This is a genomic window from Streptomyces sp. NPDC006430, assembly GCF_040612395.1.
Classification (GTDB): Bacteria; Actinomycetota; Actinomycetes; order Streptomycetales; family Streptomycetaceae; genus Streptomyces.
Genome location: NZ_JBEXQA010000018.1, coordinates 113020 through 128931, shown reverse-complemented (window position 1 = coordinate 128931; position 15912 = coordinate 113020). Strand labels below are relative to the sequence as shown.

Annotated in this window: 17 protein-coding genes and 1 pseudogene; 11 read left to right on the top strand and 7 right to left on the bottom strand. The window is 71.1% G+C overall.

Annotation, left to right across the window (positions count from 1 at the left end; genetic code table 11):
* Position 1: 1 nt before the first annotated feature.
* Positions 2 to 862 (top strand): CAP domain-containing protein, encoded by an 861-nt coding sequence (locus ABZZ20_RS24170; RefSeq protein WP_356872804.1) that lies wholly within the window; start codon positions 2 to 4, stop codon positions 860 to 862.
* Between the two features lie 344 nt (positions 863 to 1206).
* Here ABZZ20_RS24170 and ABZZ20_RS24165 read toward each other — a convergent pair whose 3' ends face one another.
* The gene (locus ABZZ20_RS24165; protein ID WP_356872802.1) at positions 1207 to 1782 is read right to left on the bottom strand and encodes a hypothetical protein; all 576 of its coding nucleotides are present in this window, start codon (positions 1780 to 1782) and stop codon (positions 1207 to 1209) included.
* Between the two features lie 293 nt (positions 1783 to 2075).
* Here ABZZ20_RS24165 and ABZZ20_RS24160 point away from each other — a divergent pair, with 293 nt between their 5' ends.
* The 3 genes from ABZZ20_RS24160 to ABZZ20_RS24150 are packed head-to-tail and all read left to right on the top strand — an operon-like array spanning position 2076 to position 4489.
* Positions 2076 to 2348 (top strand): hypothetical protein, encoded by a 273-nt coding sequence (locus tag ABZZ20_RS24160; protein WP_356872841.1) that lies wholly within the window; start codon positions 2076 to 2078, stop codon positions 2346 to 2348.
* 9 nt (positions 2349 to 2357) lie between these two features.
* A complete protein-coding gene (locus ABZZ20_RS24155; RefSeq protein WP_356872800.1) occupies positions 2358 to 3089 on the top strand; it encodes a response regulator transcription factor in 732 nt (243 codons plus the stop codon).
* Positions 3086 to 4489 carry a HAMP domain-containing sensor histidine kinase gene (locus tag ABZZ20_RS24150; protein ID WP_356872798.1) on the top strand — a complete coding sequence of 468 codons (1404 nt, stop codon included), beginning with the start codon at positions 3086 to 3088 and terminating at the stop codon, positions 4487 to 4489. The genes ABZZ20_RS24155 and ABZZ20_RS24150 overlap by 4 nt, the downstream gene beginning before the upstream one ends.
* A gap of 146 nt (positions 4490 to 4635) precedes the next feature.
* Here the strand turns inward: ABZZ20_RS24150 and thpR are convergent, their stop codons facing one another.
* Complete coding sequence (thpR, locus tag ABZZ20_RS24145) at positions 4636 to 5238, bottom strand: RNA 2',3'-cyclic phosphodiesterase (RefSeq protein ID WP_356872796.1); 603 nt, start codon at positions 5236 to 5238, stop codon at positions 4636 to 4638.
* A gap of 395 nt (positions 5239 to 5633) precedes the next feature.
* Positions 5634 to 6566, bottom strand: a complete 933-nt coding sequence (locus ABZZ20_RS24140) for a LysR substrate-binding domain-containing protein (RefSeq protein WP_356872794.1) — start codon at positions 6564 to 6566, stop codon at positions 5634 to 5636.
* A 163-nt stretch (positions 6567 to 6729) separates the two neighbouring features.
* Between ABZZ20_RS24140 and ABZZ20_RS24135 the strand changes: the two genes are divergently transcribed.
* Positions 6730 to 7143 carry a hypothetical protein gene (locus ABZZ20_RS24135; RefSeq protein WP_356872792.1) on the top strand — a complete coding sequence of 138 codons (414 nt, stop codon included), beginning with the start codon at positions 6730 to 6732 and terminating at the stop codon, positions 7141 to 7143.
* Positions 7144 to 7236: 93 nt separating this feature from the next.
* Here ABZZ20_RS24135 and ABZZ20_RS24130 read toward each other — a convergent pair whose 3' ends face one another.
* Together ABZZ20_RS24130 and ABZZ20_RS24125 are read right to left on the bottom strand one after the other, a co-directional pair.
* Positions 7237 to 7752 carry a hypothetical protein gene (locus ABZZ20_RS24130; protein WP_356872790.1) on the bottom strand — a complete coding sequence of 172 codons (516 nt, stop codon included), beginning with the start codon at positions 7750 to 7752 and terminating at the stop codon, positions 7237 to 7239.
* An 88-nt stretch (positions 7753 to 7840) separates the two neighbouring features.
* A pseudogene (locus ABZZ20_RS24125) lies at positions 7841 to 8029 on the bottom strand (hypothetical protein); the annotation flags it as partial.
* 123 nt (positions 8030 to 8152) lie between these two features.
* Here ABZZ20_RS24125 and pip point away from each other — a divergent pair.
* Positions 8153 to 9115, top strand: coding sequence for a prolyl aminopeptidase (pip, locus tag ABZZ20_RS24120; RefSeq protein ID WP_356872788.1), 963 nt, complete (start codon positions 8153 to 8155; stop codon positions 9113 to 9115).
* A gap of 299 nt (positions 9116 to 9414) precedes the next feature.
* Here the strand turns inward: pip and ABZZ20_RS24115 are convergent, their stop codons facing one another.
* Both ABZZ20_RS24115 and ABZZ20_RS24110 read right to left on the bottom strand, forming a co-directional pair.
* Positions 9415 to 10185, bottom strand: coding sequence for a class F sortase (locus ABZZ20_RS24115; RefSeq protein WP_356872786.1), 771 nt, complete (start codon positions 10183 to 10185; stop codon positions 9415 to 9417).
* Positions 10182 to 11018, bottom strand: a complete 837-nt coding sequence (locus ABZZ20_RS24110; protein WP_356872784.1) for a hypothetical protein — start codon at positions 11016 to 11018, stop codon at positions 10182 to 10184. The genes ABZZ20_RS24115 and ABZZ20_RS24110 overlap by 4 nt, the downstream gene beginning before the upstream one ends.
* A 181-nt stretch (positions 11019 to 11199) precedes the next feature.
* On the opposite strand from ABZZ20_RS24110, the gene ABZZ20_RS24105 reads away from it, so the two are divergent.
* The 5 genes from ABZZ20_RS24105 (at position 11200) to ABZZ20_RS24085 (ending at position 15786) form a co-directional block, all read left to right on the top strand.
* Positions 11200 to 11379 carry a hypothetical protein gene (locus ABZZ20_RS24105; RefSeq protein ID WP_356872782.1) on the top strand — a complete coding sequence of 60 codons (180 nt, stop codon included), beginning with the start codon at positions 11200 to 11202 and terminating at the stop codon, positions 11377 to 11379.
* A gap of 335 nt (positions 11380 to 11714) precedes the next feature.
* Positions 11715 to 12539, top strand: coding sequence for an alpha/beta fold hydrolase (locus tag ABZZ20_RS24100; RefSeq protein WP_356872780.1), 825 nt, complete (start codon positions 11715 to 11717; stop codon positions 12537 to 12539).
* Positions 12540 to 13027: 488 nt separating this feature from the next.
* Positions 13028 to 13903: a universal stress protein gene (locus ABZZ20_RS24095; RefSeq protein ID WP_356872778.1), complete on the top strand. Its 876-nt coding sequence runs from the start codon at positions 13028 to 13030 to the stop codon at positions 13901 to 13903.
* Positions 13896 to 15494, top strand: a complete 1599-nt coding sequence (locus ABZZ20_RS24090; protein ID WP_356872776.1) for an AAA family ATPase — start codon at positions 13896 to 13898, stop codon at positions 15492 to 15494. The genes ABZZ20_RS24095 and ABZZ20_RS24090 overlap by 8 nt, the downstream gene beginning before the upstream one ends.
* Before the next feature lie 94 nt (positions 15495 to 15588).
* Positions 15589 to 15786, top strand: coding sequence for a hypothetical protein (locus ABZZ20_RS24085; RefSeq protein WP_356872774.1), 198 nt, complete (start codon positions 15589 to 15591; stop codon positions 15784 to 15786).
* The last annotated feature ends 126 nt before the right edge of the window (positions 15787 to 15912 follow it).

Sequence of the window (15912 nt, the reverse complement as noted above, 5' to 3'; positions counted from 1 at the left end):
CATGAGCCGCAGCCGAACTCCCGGAACACTGTCCCGCGTCGAGGTGCGACGGAAGAAGGCGGTGCGCACGCGCATCGTGCTGTCCCTCACCGCTGCGGCTGCGGCCGTGGCGGTCGGGGTGGCGGTGGCCGACTCCGACGGCGGTGAGCGCGTGGACCAGCGGGCCGATGGTGCCACCGGTTCGAAGTCCGGGACGGCGGGCTCCGATGCCGGGGCAGGAACGGCAACCCCCACTCCTCCCCTCCCCACGCTCGCCGCCGATGCTGCGGCCGCGGCAGCTGCGGGCTCGATGTCGTCCGCAACGCCCGGCGCCAGCGCTTCGGAATCCGCCGCGCCCGCGAAATCCGCGGCAGAGGAGAACAGTCCGAGCGCGTCGGCGTCGACCCGGGCCGGAAAGCCCACGCGTGCGCCCGCCCCGACCTCCGGCGGCGGTTCCGGGGGTTCCGGGGGGTCGGGCGGATCGTCCGGCGGCTCCTCGGGCGACTCCGAGTCCGCGGTGCTCGCCCTGGTCAACAAGGAGCGGGCCGCTGCCGGGTGCGGCCCCTTGACCGTGAACGCCAAGCTGGGCGCCGCGGCACGTGCGTACAGCGACACCATGGCCCGCAGCGGCGTCATGTCCCACACCGGACCCGACGGGTCCACCATGACCACTCGGGTGGAAGGCGCCGGATACGCGTGGTCCCGCCTGGGCGAGAACATAGCCCGGGGACAGGCCGACGCCGGCGCGGTCATGAACGCGTGGATGAACAGCCCCGGCCACAAGGCCAACATCCTCAACTGCGCCTTCCGGGAGATCGGCATAGGCGTCCACAAGGGCGACGGCGGCCCCTGGTGGACGCAGGACTTCGGAACGTCGAAGTAGGCACACCCTCCCACCGGCTGGCACACGGGCCCGGGGCGAGCGCTTCCGCTCCACCGTGACCGGCCGCCGCGCGGCGCACGTCCTCCGACCCGTCAGCGGGTCAGGAGGACGTCGGCGTTCGAGGCCCGTCCCGGACCCGGGCTGCCCGTCTTCGAGTCGCTCTCCGTCGCCACCTCGGCCCACAGGCTCGGTCCACGGACTCGGTCCACAGGCCGGGTTGGCCAGGCCCTGGGAGTGTGGTGGTCGCGTACGGGACACGTGGTGGCTGCCGGTCCGTTTCGGGGGAGGCGGTGACGGGCGACCCGGCCCGTCGGTCACTATGGGGCCGTGCCTCGAATTCCGCGCTACCTGCTCATATGGCTGTCGTGCACGGCCACCAGCGTGACTGCCGTGCTCGCCACGGTCCAATTCGTGGTCGGCTCGACCAGGCATACGCCTCCGGTGGCGCGGTCCGCCCCGATGGACTTCGAGACGCCCCCCGCCTGGCAGGCGACACAGCGGCAGTCGACGAGCCCGCCGTCCCCGAGCGCGTCCGCGAGCGGCTCGCCCAGCGTGACGGAGCCACCCTCGCCCTCGGCTTCCGTCTCCGCACCCGCCAAGGCCTCGTCGGGAGCCACCGGGACCAGCACGCCGAAATCCGCAGTCGACTGCGAGGACGGCGGACCGGGCCTGCACACCATTTCCTCGCAGGGCGGCAAGGCCACGGTGCGGTACGGGAGCGCCGGCGTGTGTCTGATCTCCGCGGTGCCCAGTCGCGGATTCAAGACCACCATGTCGCAGGCCGCGGACGACACCCTGACGGTCACGTTCACCAGCGAGGACCACCGCTCGGTCATCACGGCGACGATCGACCCGGTGGCGAAGGCCAGCATCCGCGAGACGTCGTTCTGAAGGTCGGGGACGTTTCGACCGATCCGCACCACGCAGCCCTCCGAGTCCCTTTCGTGCTCGCGTCAGCCGAGCGGCCTTCGGTGCCCGGGCGTGACGCTCGGGTGAACCGTCAGGCCGCCGGCTTCACCGAACCGGGAGGCGTTTCGTCCTTCCCGGAGTCCTCACCGTGCTTTGGGGTGCCTTCGCCAGGTCGGCACTCCCCGTACGCCGCGCACGTCCGCCGCGGCCGTGCCGGCACGGCCGCGGCCCCGGCTACGACAGTTCGGCCGATGCGCAGAAGCAGATCGACGCGGCCCTGCGCGCGGCCAAGGCCGACGGGAGGATGGTGCTGCTCGACTTCGGCGCCAACTGGTGCGGCAACTGCAAGGCGGCCGACCAGGTGTTCACCCAATCGCAGACTGCGGGGATCTCGGTGCCTCGTACCACCTGGTCAAGGTGGACATCGGCGGGAACAGCCGTCGGCCGGGCCATCAGGCGGGTCGTCGGGCGGGCCATCAGGCGGGACGTTCCGGGACTGCGCAGGGCCCCACCGAGCGTCGGGCCGCAGGCCGGTCCCCCGTCACCTGTCCACGGCCTCCCCGGACCGAGCGCCTAAGGTGTCCCCATGCCCAGCGTCCTCGTCGTGGAAGACGACCCCAGCATCCGCCAGTCACTGATCGAGGTCCTGGCGGAGCACGGGTACGCCGTGCGCAGCGTGGGCGACGGCTTCGGCGCCCTGCGCGAGGTCACCCAGATGCCCGTCGACGCGGTGGTTCTCGACCTGGGGCTGCCCGACCTGGACGGAGGGGACGCCCTGCGCATGATCCGCGGCATTTCCTCCGTTCCCGTACTGGTGGCCACCGCCCGCGACGACGAGACGGAGATCATCAAGCTCCTCAACGCGGGCGCCGACGACTACTTGGTCAAACCCTTCTCCGGGGGACAGCTCATCGCACGTCTCTCCGCAGTCCTGCGGCGCACCAGCCACGCTTCCCCGGCCCATGCCGCCCGTGCCGGGCAGGGCCCGCGACCGGCACCCGCGGTCGAAGCGCTGGGTCCCACCACCGTGGGCGAACTGACGGTGCACCCCGGCGCGCGCACCGCACACCTGGCCGGCCAGGAACTCCGTCTCACCCGCCGCGAGTTCGACCTCCTGGCCTTCCTCGCCCATCACGCCGGTCAGGTCGTCTCCAAACGGCGGCTGCTGACCGAGGTCTGGCGCGAGCCGTACGTGGACGACCAGACCGTCGACGTGCACCTGTCGTCCCTGCGCCGCAAACTCGGCGAGCGCGCGGCGGCCCCGCGCTACCTGCTGACCGTCCGCGGGGTCGGCATCAAACTGGTGGCGCCGCGTTGAGACGCTCACTGGCCGGAGTGGCACTCGCGGTGACGTCGATGGTGGCCCTCTCCTTCCTCATACCGCTGGCCGCGCTGGTCATGTCGCTGGTCAAGGCGCAGAGCGTCACCGCGGCCGAGCAGCGCGCCGCCGCCCTGGCACCCGTCCTCACGCTGACCACGGATCCGTCCGCCCTGCGGGAATCCACCGCCAGCCTGGACGCCACCGAGCACCTGGTCGTCCACCTGCCCGACGACCGGGTCCTCGGCAGCTCCCACGCCCCTGCGGAACTCCTCCAACGGGCGCAGCAGGGACGGGAGTCCATCTCCCAGCAGATCCCGAGCGGCTGGATATGCCTGCAGCCGGTCGTGCTCCCCGGCGATCAGGTCGCAGTCATCGAGAACTTCGTCCCCGAGAAGGAGCTGACCCGCGGGGTCAAGGCCTCCTGGGCGGTCATGTCCCTCCTCGCCGTGGGCCTGATCGGCGGTTCCGTACTGGTCGCCGACCGCCTCGGGGCCAAGGTCGTCAGGTCCTCGAAGAGACTCGCGCAAGCGTCGCGCGCGCTGGGGCAGGGCAACCTGGACACCCGCGTGGACCCCATGGGGCCCAAGGAACTGCGCGACGCAGGCGTCGCCTTCAACGCGATGGCCCACCGGATGACGGAGCTGCTCGCCGTCGAACGCGAGCTCGTCGCAGACCTGTCCCACCGGCTGCGCACCCCACTGACCGCCCTCCAGCTGGCATCGGAGCGCATGGCCGGGTCACCGGAGTCGGCCAGGGTGGAGGCGGCGGTGCGCGAGTTGGAGACGGAACTCCAAGCGATCATCACGGCCGCGCGGACCCCTCTCGCGGTCGGTCCCATGGGCCACGGCATGCGCGGCGACGAAACGAGTACGGCCGACCGGCCGACCGGCGCAGGACCATCCGGACCGCGCTGCGAAGCCGCCGACGTCATCCGGCGCCGTACGGCCTTCTGGTCGGTCCTGGCGGAGCAGCAGAACCGGCCCTGCTCCCTCGAACTCACCGAGGAACCCGCACCCGTCAGCCTCTCCGACGACGACATCGCCGCCGTGGTGGACGCGCTCATCGGCAACGTCTTCCGCCACACCCCGCCGGGCACCCCCTTCGGCGTCCGTGTCCTGCGTAGCGCCCAGGCGGTCGAGCTGGTCGTGGAGGACGCCGGGCCGGGCATTCCGGAACCAGACCGGGCCCTCTCCCGCGGTAGCAGCACCGGCTCCTCGGGGCTCGGTCTCGACATCGCCCGGAGGGCCGCGGCCGTCACCGGCGGTTCGATGGACATCGCACGCGGTCCCAACGGAGGCGCGCACATCACCGTGGTCTTCGCGCTCGCTCCGCCTCTGCTGTCCGAGCGCCGACCGCGCGCCTCCCGACGGCGGACGGGTTGGCTGCACAGACGGTGAACGCCGCGGTCTCCGAAGAGTCCGAGGAGCGACGGAGACGCAGCACGACCCCGGTGCGTTCCGGTGGACACCGAGCCGGCAGCGGTGACCTGGACGAAGGGCCCGTACGTCCTTCCGGAGCGACCGGAGCCCGGACAGCTGCCGTATCAGCCCCGAGATCGACCCCGGCCCGCGCCGTCGAAGTCCCAGGCTTCGATGTCGCGGTAGTGGATCGGTCCCGGGCCGCGGCCTATGTTGCTCCCGACCAGGTGCAGGCGCTCGGCCTGCCAGTGGCGACCGCGGAACGCGGCGAGTCCGGCCGCGGCTTCCACCGTGCAGGACGTATCGCCCCGGCGGGATCGGGCCAACGTCAGATGGGGGCGCAGCGGCCGGTCCTCCAAGGCGATGCCGCACTCCTTGACCACGGTGCGCACGTCGGTGGCGAGCAGGTGCAGCCCTTCGAGGTCACCGCCGATCCCGCTCCACAGCACCCGCTCGTCGAAGTGTCCGCCGCCGCGCAATGCCAGCGTGAGGGGACGACGCGTCGCCGCCAGGTCCGCGAGCGGCGGGCGCAGGAGCGGAACGGTCGCAGCCGGGAGCTCTCCGAGGAACGCCAGGGTGATGTGCCAGTCCTCGATGCGGTTCCAGCGCATGTGCGGGTACGCGGCATAGGCGGGGCGCAGTGCCCGAGCCAGTTCTTCCTTCGCGTCGTCGGGCGGGGCGAGGGCGATGAACACGCGAACGGTCGTGGCCTGGATCGGTTCGTTCACGAGGGCCTTCGTACCGTGCCAGGGTGGATCAGTCATCTCAATCTCATAGTCCTTACGTGCGGTGCAGTCGGCACCACGCGTCCCGGTTCGAGCAGGAGGTGGTCCCGCGCCTACGGCCGGCTTCCGACGGGCCCCGGGGGCTCCTGGAAGGAGCTTAACCGCCGGCTGGTCCGGCTCCGATCCCGCGCGGCGGCCCGCTGCACCGGTCCGGCGGCGGGCGTACGGCCCCTCCGGCGCAACTCGTCAGGACGTACCGGCACCAGGCGCACGGGCTCGTCCTGCAGCACACCCGCCGACTCACCCGCCCCGGATCTGCCGGCTCCGGATCTGCCGGCCCCGTGGCCCGCGCGGGTCCGCTGTACTCGCGGTGTCCGCGGGGCCCGCGCCGCCCGTCCTCATGGGACCGACGGTTGGTCGGTCCCCGGCACGGTGAGGGTCGCGCGGAGCAGACGCAGGAAGGCCTTGGCCGCGGGGCTGGCGGAACTCTCCGTCCGCCAGGCGAGAGCAATGCGGCCGCGCAACCGCGGGTGGGTGATGTGCAGCGTGCGCAACCCGAAGGTCGAGGCCACGTCTGTCTGGAGGGCCGGCACCACTGCCACGCCGAGTCCGCGGGCGGCGAGTTGCGTGAGGAACAGCGGAGCGGCTGCCTCGAAGGCGATGCGGGGCTGGAACCCCGCCCGTGCGCAGGCACGGTCGAGTACCGTGCGCAGTCCCGTGCCACGCGGCAGGCTGATCAGCGGGCGGTCGCGGAGCTCCGCCAACGCAATGGTCGTGCGGCCCGCGGGCGTGAGGGCAGGGTCGTCCGGGGCGACGGCTACGACCAGGGGTTCGTCGATCACTACCTGGAAGGAAATGCCCGGTGGGGGTTCCTCGTGTGCGAGTCCGATCACGGCGATGTCGAGTTCCCCACGCCGCAGTGCGGCGAGCATCCGCTCCGACGTGTCCTCGGTCAGGGTGATCTCGACCTGGGGGTGGTCGTCGTGGAAGTCGGCCAGCACGGAGGCCAGGTCGAATTCGTGGGCGGCGGCGCCCGAGACGAACCCGATCGTGACGTGGCCGCGCAACAGTCCGGTGAACTCGTCCACGGTCTGCCGCACTGCTGCGACGGCGGCGATCGCGGCCCGCGCGTACGGCAGTACGGCCTCGCCCACTTCGGTCAGCGTCACTGATCGGCCGGAGCGGTCCAGCAGCGGGTGCCCGAGCTCCTTTTCGAGTTGCCGGATCTGGGCGCTCAACCCCGGTTGTGCCAGGTGCAGACGGGCGGCGGCACGGGTGAAGTTGGCTTCCTCCGCCACTGTGACGAAGTACCGCAGCTGGCGAATGTCCATGACAGATCATTCTAGTTGCGAGAAATGCTCACTCTTGGGCCCATGGTTGGCGTACCAAGTCCCTTTTGAGGCATCGCGGTTGTGGACCAACGCGTTCCGGTTCATCCGTGCACATGACTAGGATCCTCTGCGGCAGACAGTCCGACCTGAAACAGGGAGAGCCTTGAAACTCAACCGTGTTCTCACCGTGGGTGCGGCCGCCGTCGCGGCGTTCGTACTCTCCACCGGTAGCGCGTTCGCCGGTTCCGTGTACGACAGCACGACCGGATCGGCCGGCTGGGGCGACTTCAGCTACGCGAGCAAGACCAACGCGTACAGCATCCACCTCCGCCTGCGTGACACCGCCGCCGACGGGCACCACGCGCGGATCCGGGTGCAGTCGATGGACCCGGCCCGCAACGTGACCAGCTACGGCTGGCGTTCGGTCACCACCGGCTACAACACCGAGGGCATCTGGAGCACCTCGCTCACCGACTCGCGCGGCATCTGGGCCCTGCGCATCCAGGTCTGCACCTTCGAGGGCGACACGGCGCTCTCTTGCGCCACGTCGAGCTGGGACGGCAACAACTACTACTGATCCGCAAGACGCTGACGGATCGCAGGCCCCGGGGCCTGTACGGGTCCCGGGGACTCGTCGGCGGTCGCGGTTCCGCTCGCCCCGTCGTGCCGCTCACACCGTGGGCGACGAGGCGAACACCAGCTTCTGGGAGCCCTTGCCGTCGTTCTTCCAGTCCAGGTACAGCACGACGCCGGTCGCCGCTCTGCCGGCGCCGTAGTTCACGGTGACGGTCCGGGTCTTGTGCGATCCGTCCCTGGCCCTGTCGAGCGGGGCGTGGAGATCGGTCCACGCGGTCGTGCGCACGCTGCCGCCGGACCGCGCCTGGACTTCGAGGCCGGTGCCGGTCGAGTTGAAGACGCCGCCGCTGGGGAAGACGCTGCCGGGCAGGTTCCAGCTGATCGTCGCGTAGTGGCCGACCCGGCCCCCGGACCGCCTCGCGCAAGCGGTGACGGTGAACTCCCAGTTGTCGGGGAACGGCCCGCTGTAGGTGGGGGTGTCGACGCTCTTGGAGCTCTTCCTGCAGCTGTCGCGGGCCTGAGCCGGGCCGGTCATTGCGATCGTCGCGGTCACGGCGGTCATGGCGGCCACCGCGGCCGCGATGGTCTGCATGTTCCTGGTCCTGTACACGGCAAGCCTCCTCGGTCGCTTGCCGACTTCAACGAGCCGTCTCCGCGAGGGTAATTGCTACGGTCAACAGTCGCCTTCGAAGCGGGGTGTACCCGACCCGGGGCGGCACGGTGGGGTACACGGTCTCCTCGGCCAGGCCGTCGCGTTCGAGCATGCGCAGGGTGCCTTCCCCCAGGGCGTCGGCGATCAGGAACGCCCACTTGTCGGCGACGCCTGAGAATATCTCCCGTGCCAAGAGTGTCGGTGTGGGCGACCTTGTCGTCCTCCTCGCCTTCATGTCGTCTCCCGGTCGACCACTGACCGCTGACCGCTGACCCCGGCGCCGCGTCGTGGTGCAGGATCATGGTTCAGTGAGCTGCATCGAGCCGGTTGCACGTGACTTTCAGGAGGTCGGAAAGAAATGGGCGAGCTGTACCCGATGGTCGAGCCGTACGAGAAGGGGATGCTCGAAGTCGGCGACGGCAACCTCGTGTACTGGGAGGTGTGTGGCAACCCGCACGGCAAGCCCGCCCTCGTCGTCCACGGCGGCCCGGGATCGGGATGCGGGACCGGGGCGCGTCGGTACTTCGACCCGGACCGCTACCGAGTGGTCCTGTTCGACCAGCGTGGCTGCGGACGCAGCACCCCCCACGCGAGCGAGCCCACCACCGACATGCGGCACAACACCACCCCGCACCTGGTCGCCGACATGGAGCGGCTGCGCGAGCACCTGGGGATCGACCGCTGGTTGCTGTACGGAGGTTCCTGGGGCTCCACGCTGATCCTGGCCTACGCCGAGACACACCCGGAACAGGTGTCGGAGATCGTCATCTCGGCCGTCACGACCACCCGGCGCTCCGAGATCGACTGGCTCTACCGGGGCGCGGGCAGGTTCTTCCCCGAGCAGTGGGAACGTTTCCTCGCCGGGGCCCCCGACACACCACGAGACGGCGACATCGTTGCGGCCTACGCGCGCCTCATGGAACACCCGGATGCGGTGGTACGGGAGAAGGCCACGGCCGACTGGTGCGCCTGGGAGGACGCGGTCCTGTCCGGAGAGACGAACGGTGCCTCCCACCCGTACGGCGACCGCCCCGCGGCCGCACGACTGGCCCTGGTCCGCATCTGCTCCCACTACTTCTCCCACGGCGCGTGGCTGGAAGAGGGCGCCCTCCTGCGCGGTGCGCACCGCCTGGCGGGCATCCCGGGCGTGCTGGTCCACGGCAGGCTCGACATGGCCGGCCCGCTCGACACCGCGTGGGAACTCGCCCGCGCCTGGCCCGACGCAGAGTTGATCGTCGTCGGCGACGGAGGCCACCTGGGCAGTGCCACGACGCGCTCCCATGTTCTCGAAGCCCTCGACCGGTTCGCCCGCCGGGAATGAGACCCTGCCCGCCAACGTGTCGCTCGACGCCCCCCGACGCACAGGAGCACGTAGGACCGAGGGCCCGGCAGCTACGGCGCGCCGTCCTGTCGCGTTCCCGCGGTGACCGGCTCCGGCGAGGTGGACTTCGGTAAGGACCCTCCTCGCCCGGGCCCGGTCCACGCCACAGCTCCCACCAGCACGGCCGCCCCGATTCCGTACAGGGGCAGCCACCAGGTGGCTGCGGGAGTCCGTCAGCCGCAGTACGTCGCTGCGGCTGACGGATGCCCTTCCTGTGGTCCGCTGTCCTGCTGGGCCGGCTACGCGGCGCTCGTCATGGAGGCGAACACGACCACATTGCTGTCGTAGTAGTGCTTCTTCGGGTCGAAGTCGCCGCCACAGGTGACCAGTCGGAGGCCTGCGTGGTCGAGGTTCTTGTAGACCTCAAGCGTGGGGAACTCGGCCTTCGGATACTCGGCGACCCGGTCGACCGTGAACGTGGCCGTCTTGTTGTCCTGCCTGGTCACCGTGATCGTGTCACCGGCCTTCATCGTCTTCAGCTTCTCGAAGACCGCCGCCGCGCCGTTCCACGTGACGTGGCCGGCGATGACGGCCGGCCCCTGGGAGCCCGGAGTCGGCCCCGGCTCGTACCAGCCCGCCAGAGCAGGGTTCTTCGGCGTCTGCATGGTTCCGTCCTCGTTCTGCCGCAGCGTCTCCAGGCTGCTGGAAATGCCGAGGGAAGGGATGGCGATCTTCTGCGGCTCGGAGCGGGCGAGGGCGGGCTTGGCCGCTCCCGCATTCGTGCCGTTCTGTGATCCGCCCTCCGGCGAGGCGTGATGGCCGCCGGGCGACGCCTTCCCGGTGGGAGCGCCTCCGGCGCCGCCGGTGGCCGGCGCACCGCTCCGTACGGCCTGCCCCTGAGCGGCGGGAGACGCCGCAGGATCCTGACCCCCGCACCCGGCGAGAAGAAGTGTGGCGAGGGCGCCGGCCAGCAGACCCGTGGTCCGGCGGGCGCGCGACCGTGCGGTGCGTGCGGCCGGCGCGGCCGGTGCGGGAGGCGAGGTCGGTGTAGCGGGTCGGTGCAGGCTCACTCGGCGCTCCCCGTGTTCTCCGTCCGGGCGAGGACGGAGGCGGCCCGCCTCCGTGCGACGCCGACCGCACCGACCGCCGCCACGGTGAGGGCGAGTGCAGACCCGATCATCGTCGTCGTCGGCGCGGTCGATGCCGCCGCCGCGGCGTGTGCGGAGCCGCCGCCGGTCTCGATGCCGCCGACCGGAACGGATCCCACGGCCGCGCCCTTGACCTCTCCGCAGTTGGTCGGGGCCGTTGCTTCCTGCGGCAGCTTCGGGTCGAGCTCGCTCTTGCCGGCGCCTTCGAAGTCGTACTTGTCGTTCTTGTTGCGGTCGATGCCGTGCTGCACGATGTGCAGGTCCTTGATGTGGTCGACCACGTCCTGCGCGACGGCGATCGTCCGCTTGTAGGAGACCTTGCCCTGCTTGTTGGCCACGGGCATGCGGTCCACGGCGAGACCGCTGGCCGCCTTGGTGTCCCCGGACGTGGTGAGCGAGATGTTGATGTCGCCGTAGTCCACCGTGGCCTCGGTGTTGCTGAGGACCCCGTCGCGGTTGGTGTCGTCGCTTGCGTCCGGGCAGTGGAAATCGTGCCCCTTGGTCGAGCCGTGCAGATGCTGGGCCGAGGGCTGCCCGGGAACCATGCCCTCGGACTCGATCTGCACGGTCAGTTGGTTGCCCTTGAGGCTGAGCAGAGCAGTGCCCCGGGAACCGGAGTCGTTCAGCTGCGCCAGGTCGATCTGGTAGGCCTTCCCACCCTCCGCGAGAGCTGGGCCGGAAAGGCCCACTGCCAGGAACACGGCGGCGGGCACGGCGGCGATTACCACGAGGCGACCAGTGCGCTTGACTATCACGTTCGCTCCTGTTCCGCAGGTTCCCAAGATCGGGAACCGCAGATCGTACGGGGTTGAAGTGAGCTCCTGGGAAGGGTCTCGCTGCTTCTTCGGGGCACCAACGCCCTTGGATTGGTGCTTCTTTGAAAAAACTTGTGGGCGGTCGGCAGCCGATGCCGTGACCAGCGACGACGTTCCAGAAATGAGGGGAAGGACGTGCGGTGGACCGCTCGACCCGCGCCACCCCGCCAGGCATCCTGCTGATGCCGCCTTCGACCACGCGGATAAGCTCGCCACGGCGACGCGAGAGGTGCTGGGCGACCGCATCGATAGCCGTGTGGTCCTCGGTTTCGCGGCGAAGCTGGCCACGACGAGCAACTGAGCGCAGCGCTCGCGCGCCGCCTCCCGGGACCGGCTCGGACCCGTTCGGACGCGGGCCGGTTGCCCGGCGCACCTCCCCCCGATGTCATGGCAGACGGGGCCTGCCCGAGCGGCGTCGGCCCGTTTCCTGCATACGGAAGGGAAGGGGCCGGCCATGCGTAGCACCGGTAGGACGGCGCCGCTGAGAGGCGCTGCGGGCGTGGCGGCCGGAGCCCTTCTGACGCTGATGTCGGCGGCCGGGGTGGCGTCGGCGGGTGGCTCGGGCGACGGCGACGAGGAGGGCGGGGTCGCGCTGCGTTGGCGTCCCTGTGCACGGACGGCGCAGGCGGGCTTCGAGTGTGCGGTGGCCAAGGTGCCACTGGACCATGCCGCTCCCTCGGGCCGGACGATCGACCTGGCCGTGATCCGCCACCGAGCGGCCACCCCGGCGCGGCGTACCGGTTCGCTGTTCTTCAACCCCGGTGGGCCCGGTGGCAGCAGCGGGCGTACCACACCGCGTACGCCGACCTCGCGCAGCGGTGCGAGCAGCGGGATCCGGAGCTGCTGCGTCACATCTCGACCGCCGACACCGCGCGCGACCTGGACCTGCTGCGCCGGGCGGTGGGGGAGGAGCGGCTGCGCTACTGGGGCATCTCGTACGGCACGCTGCTCGGCGCGACGTACGCGAACCTGTTCCCCGACCGGGTCGGGCGGCTCGTCGTCGACGGCAACGTCGACCCACAGGCATGGGTGCACCGCGGTGCGGGCGGCGAGCCCGAGCTGAACACCTTCCTGCGCCTCGGCTCGCACCTCGGTTCCGCCGACACGCTCGGGCAGTTCCTCGATCATTGCGGCCGGGCGCCCGTGGCCCGCTGTGCCTTCTCCGCCGGGAGCCCGGCGCAGACCCGGGCCAAGTACGACACCCTGCTGGCGCGCCTCGCCCAGCGGCCGATCCGAGGTTGGACGTACGCCCGCGCGGTGAGCGAGGTCCGTGGCGGGCTCTACACCGTGCACCCGGGCTGGACCGGGACCGCCGCAACGCTGGAGTCGCTGTGGCGGGGACGGGCGCCCGAGGAGCCCCCGGCGCATTCCGGGCCCGCGCGCTATCCCGGGTTCGAGCAGTCGCTGGCGGTCATGTGCGCCGAGAGTCCCAACCCCGCCTCGCCGGGGCCCGGCTGCTGACGCTCGACGGCTACGGGCACACCGCGCTGGACAACCCGAGCACCTGTGTGAAGCGCTGCGGCCGTCGGACGGGTTCGCGGCCCGGCCCGGCTGGATCGAGGTCGTGGTGCCCCGCACGGACGGCCAGTTGATCCGGACATGGCCACCGGCCTGGCGGCCGAACCGGATCGGCTGAGAACTCGGACGGCCTGACCGAACCGGTGTCGCCGAAGGGCCCTTCCCGACCGCTTCCGGGCAGTGACGATCGGCGCCGGCGCACCCACCGAAGGTGGTACCTCCTGCCGGATGCCGCGCCTGCTCGGGCCCCGCCCCGTCGAGGTCGGCATGCGCGGCAGGGAGATGTGAGGTACTCCTCGAAAGAGATGCGCCCGCGTGCTCGGCGCGTCGGCGAAGGGTGCCCCACCGACGAGGGCACAGGGACGACGGCAGTCCGGACGGCCGGACCCGCTCACCGCCATTCCCGCTTCCTACGAGACGGAGCAGTCGCCATGGAGCCAGTCGTCACTGTGGGCCTCGACGGCTCACCCGAGAGCCTCGCCGCCGCCCGGTGGGCCGCCGACGAAGCCGATCGTCGCAAGCTCACGCTGCGTCTGTTGCACGCGTGGCCCCTGCTCGCGCCGGAACCGATCCACGTCCCCGCCGAGATGGACCAGAACTACTGGGCGAGGCAGATCGTGCACAAGGCGCAGGCAGAGCTCCAAGCCCGCCACCCGGGTCTCTCCATCGTCGGCGACCTGGTCGCCGAGGACGCTCAGGACGCATTGCTGCACGCGGCGGCGGAGTCCGAGATGACCGTGCTGGGTTCGCGGGGGCTGGAGCTCGTCGAAAGCTATTTCCTGGGCGACATCAGCATGCCCGTCGTGACGCGGGCCGAGCGGCCGGTGGTCCTGGTACGCGCCGGAGCGGGTGAGGCAGGGCCATCGACCGCCCCGGGTACGGCAGGTGGCGTAGTGGTGGCGCTGAAACTGCACGGACCGTGCGACGACCTGCTGGCGTTCGCCTTCGCCACCGCCGCCGCGCGGGGCGTGCCGGTTCGGGCCGTCCACGGCCACAGCGTGCCGCTTCATGCACACGTTCCCTGGGGGACGGACCACGAAGTGGGCGCCGAGATCACGCAGGACGCTCAGAAGAGCCTGAGCCAGACGCTCCGCCCGTGGCGCGAGAAGTATCCGCGCGTGGAGGTGAGCGACAGCATCGGTCTCGAAAGCCCCGCCAAGGCGGTGATACGGGCCGCCGAGGGCGCCGGACTGCTCATCGTCGGTCGGCGCAAGCACCGTCCCGCCCTGGCACCGCGTCTGGGTTCCGTGGCCACCGCCGCCGTCCATCACGCGCGTTGCCCCGTCGCCGTCGTCCCCCATGACTGAGCCGAGCCGCCTCGGGGAGCCGATGGCGTCGGCACACCGGACCGGCGCGTCCGCGCTCCGGACGGGTACCGGTACCGCTAGCGGTGCTTCGCCGCTCCCGCGCGCAGAGGTCTGCGAGACGCACACCGCGGTCCTGTTCTTCGTCGGTGACCGCGCCTACAAGCTCAAGAAGCCCGTCGACCTGGAGTTCCTGGACTTCACCACCCTCGCGGCGCGGCGCGCCGCGTGCGAACGCGAAGTCACTCTCAACCGTCGCTTCGCCCGCGACGTCTACCTGGGCCTGGGGGAATTCCACAGCCCGGAGGCGGGCGCGGACGGGGCCGAACCCGTCGTGGTGATGCGCCGCATGCCGGCGGAACGCCGCCTGGCCCGCCTCGTGGGTGAGGGCGCCGACGTCGACGACGCCCTGCGGTCCGTCGCCCGCCTGCTCGCCGCCCGTCACGCGGACGCCGTCCGTAGCCCGGACATCGACGAGCAGGGCACGCGGGACGCGTTGTCTTCGCGCTGGGAAGCGAGCTTCGCGCAGGTCACGGACATGGTTGACGACGACCGCCTGCTCGACGAAGTGGAGGAGGCCAAGCGGTTGGTGCGCCGCTACCTCGCCGGCCGCAGGCAACTGTTCGACACGCGCATCGAGCAGGGGCGGGTGGTCGACGGCCACGGTGACCTGCTCGCCCAGGACATCTTCTGCCTCGACGACGGCCCCCGCGTCCTGGACTGTCTGGAGTTCGACGACCACCTTCGTTACGTCGACGGTCTCGACGACGCCGCCTTCCTCGCCATGGACCTGGAGCAGTTGGGTGCCCCGGAGTCCGCGGCGTTCTTCCTCGCCCGGTACAGCGAGTACTCCGGCGACCCCGCACCGCCGTCCCTGTGGCACCACTACGTCGCCTACCGCGCCTTCGTCCGTGCCAAGGTCTCCCTGATCCAGGCACGCCAGGGCGCGTCCGGCGCACAGGTGGCGTCACGGCGACTGGTCACGACGACGCTGCGCCACCTGCGTCACTCCGCTGTCGGCCTGACCCTCATCGGCGGACTCCCGGGCAGCGGGAAGTCCACGCTCTCCGGCGCACTGGCCGATCGCCTGGGCGTGACGCTGCTCAGTAGCGACCACCTCCGCAAGGAGTTGGCGGGCATCCCGGCGGAGCAGTCCGCTGCCGCAGGCTACGGCGAAGGCCTGTACACGCCCGAGTGGACCAACAGGACCTACGCGGCCCTGCTCGACCGCGCATCCGCCCTCCTGTCCTGCGGCGAATCCGTCGTCCTGGACGCCACCTGGTCCGATGCCGCACAGCGCGAAGCCGCCCTGCGCATGGCCGAACGCGCTAGCGTCGACGTCGTGGCGCTGCACTGCCAGGTTCCGGGCGATGTGTCGGCGGCCCGTCTGAGCACCCGGGGCCCCGGGGCGTCCGACGCCGACCTCGACGTGGCCACGGCCATGGCAGCCGTTGAAGCGCCCTGGGACGAGGCCGTCGCGGTCGATACCAGCGGCTCCTTGGAGGCCGCGGTCGCCCAGGCGATGGCGGCCGTACGCCCGTACGGCACCGGAAAGGCACCGGTTTTCCGCCGCCCCTACATGGAGCCGGACTGAGGAAGGACCTGATGCCTCAAGTGGCCCCGCCCCCTGCCATGACGCACAGTGGCACGTGGCGCCGTACCCAATGTCCTGATCACGGAGGCTTGTCATGACGCACGCCCAGAGCACCCCCTCTGAGGACGACCGCCTGTCCCTCGTCGAAGCCCAGGTACAGACGCTCGCCCAGGCAGTCCGGGCCCTGGCCGAAGGCCTGGAGGGCAACCCCTCACAGGACGCGGACGCGCAGGCCGATGCGGCGCGCGGCGCACGACTCGCCCATGAACTCCTGCTGGCCCAGGGCCTGTAGCGCCACGGCCACCACGGCCAGGCCCCGTTCCGGGCGCAGCCGTCGCTTCTGGCGTGCAGCCGCCTCGGACAACGGTCGGGTGCGTGGCACGGAGCTGGCCGCTCGCGTCTGCCTGGGCGGGGCGAC

Excerpts from the sequence above, each read along its gene's own strand:
- ABZZ20_RS24170 (WP_356872804.1), top strand. The coding sequence starts at position 2 with ATGAGCCGCAGCCGAACTCCCGGAACACTGTCCCGCGTCGAGGTGCGA.
- ABZZ20_RS24160 (WP_356872841.1), top strand. The coding sequence starts at position 2,076 with ATGGTGCTGCTCGACTTCGGCGCCAACTGGTGCGGCAACTGCAAGGCG.
- ABZZ20_RS24155 (WP_356872800.1), top strand. The coding sequence starts at position 2,358 with ATGCCCAGCGTCCTCGTCGTGGAAGACGACCCCAGCATCCGCCAGTCA.
- ABZZ20_RS24140 (WP_356872794.1), bottom strand. The coding sequence starts at position 6,566 with ATGGACATTCGCCAGCTGCGGTACTTCGTCACAGTGGCGGAGGAAGCC.
- pip (WP_356872788.1), top strand. The coding sequence starts at position 8,153 with ATGGGCGAGCTGTACCCGATGGTCGAGCCGTACGAGAAGGGGATGCTC.
- ABZZ20_RS24105 (WP_356872782.1), top strand. The coding sequence starts at position 11,200 with ATGAGGGGAAGGACGTGCGGTGGACCGCTCGACCCGCGCCACCCCGCC.
- ABZZ20_RS24095 (WP_356872778.1), top strand. The coding sequence starts at position 13,028 with ATGGAGCCAGTCGTCACTGTGGGCCTCGACGGCTCACCCGAGAGCCTC.
- ABZZ20_RS24090 (WP_356872776.1), top strand. The coding sequence starts at position 13,896 with ATGACTGAGCCGAGCCGCCTCGGGGAGCCGATGGCGTCGGCACACCGG.
- ABZZ20_RS24085 (WP_356872774.1), top strand. The coding sequence starts at position 15,589 with ATGACGCACGCCCAGAGCACCCCCTCTGAGGACGACCGCCTGTCCCTC.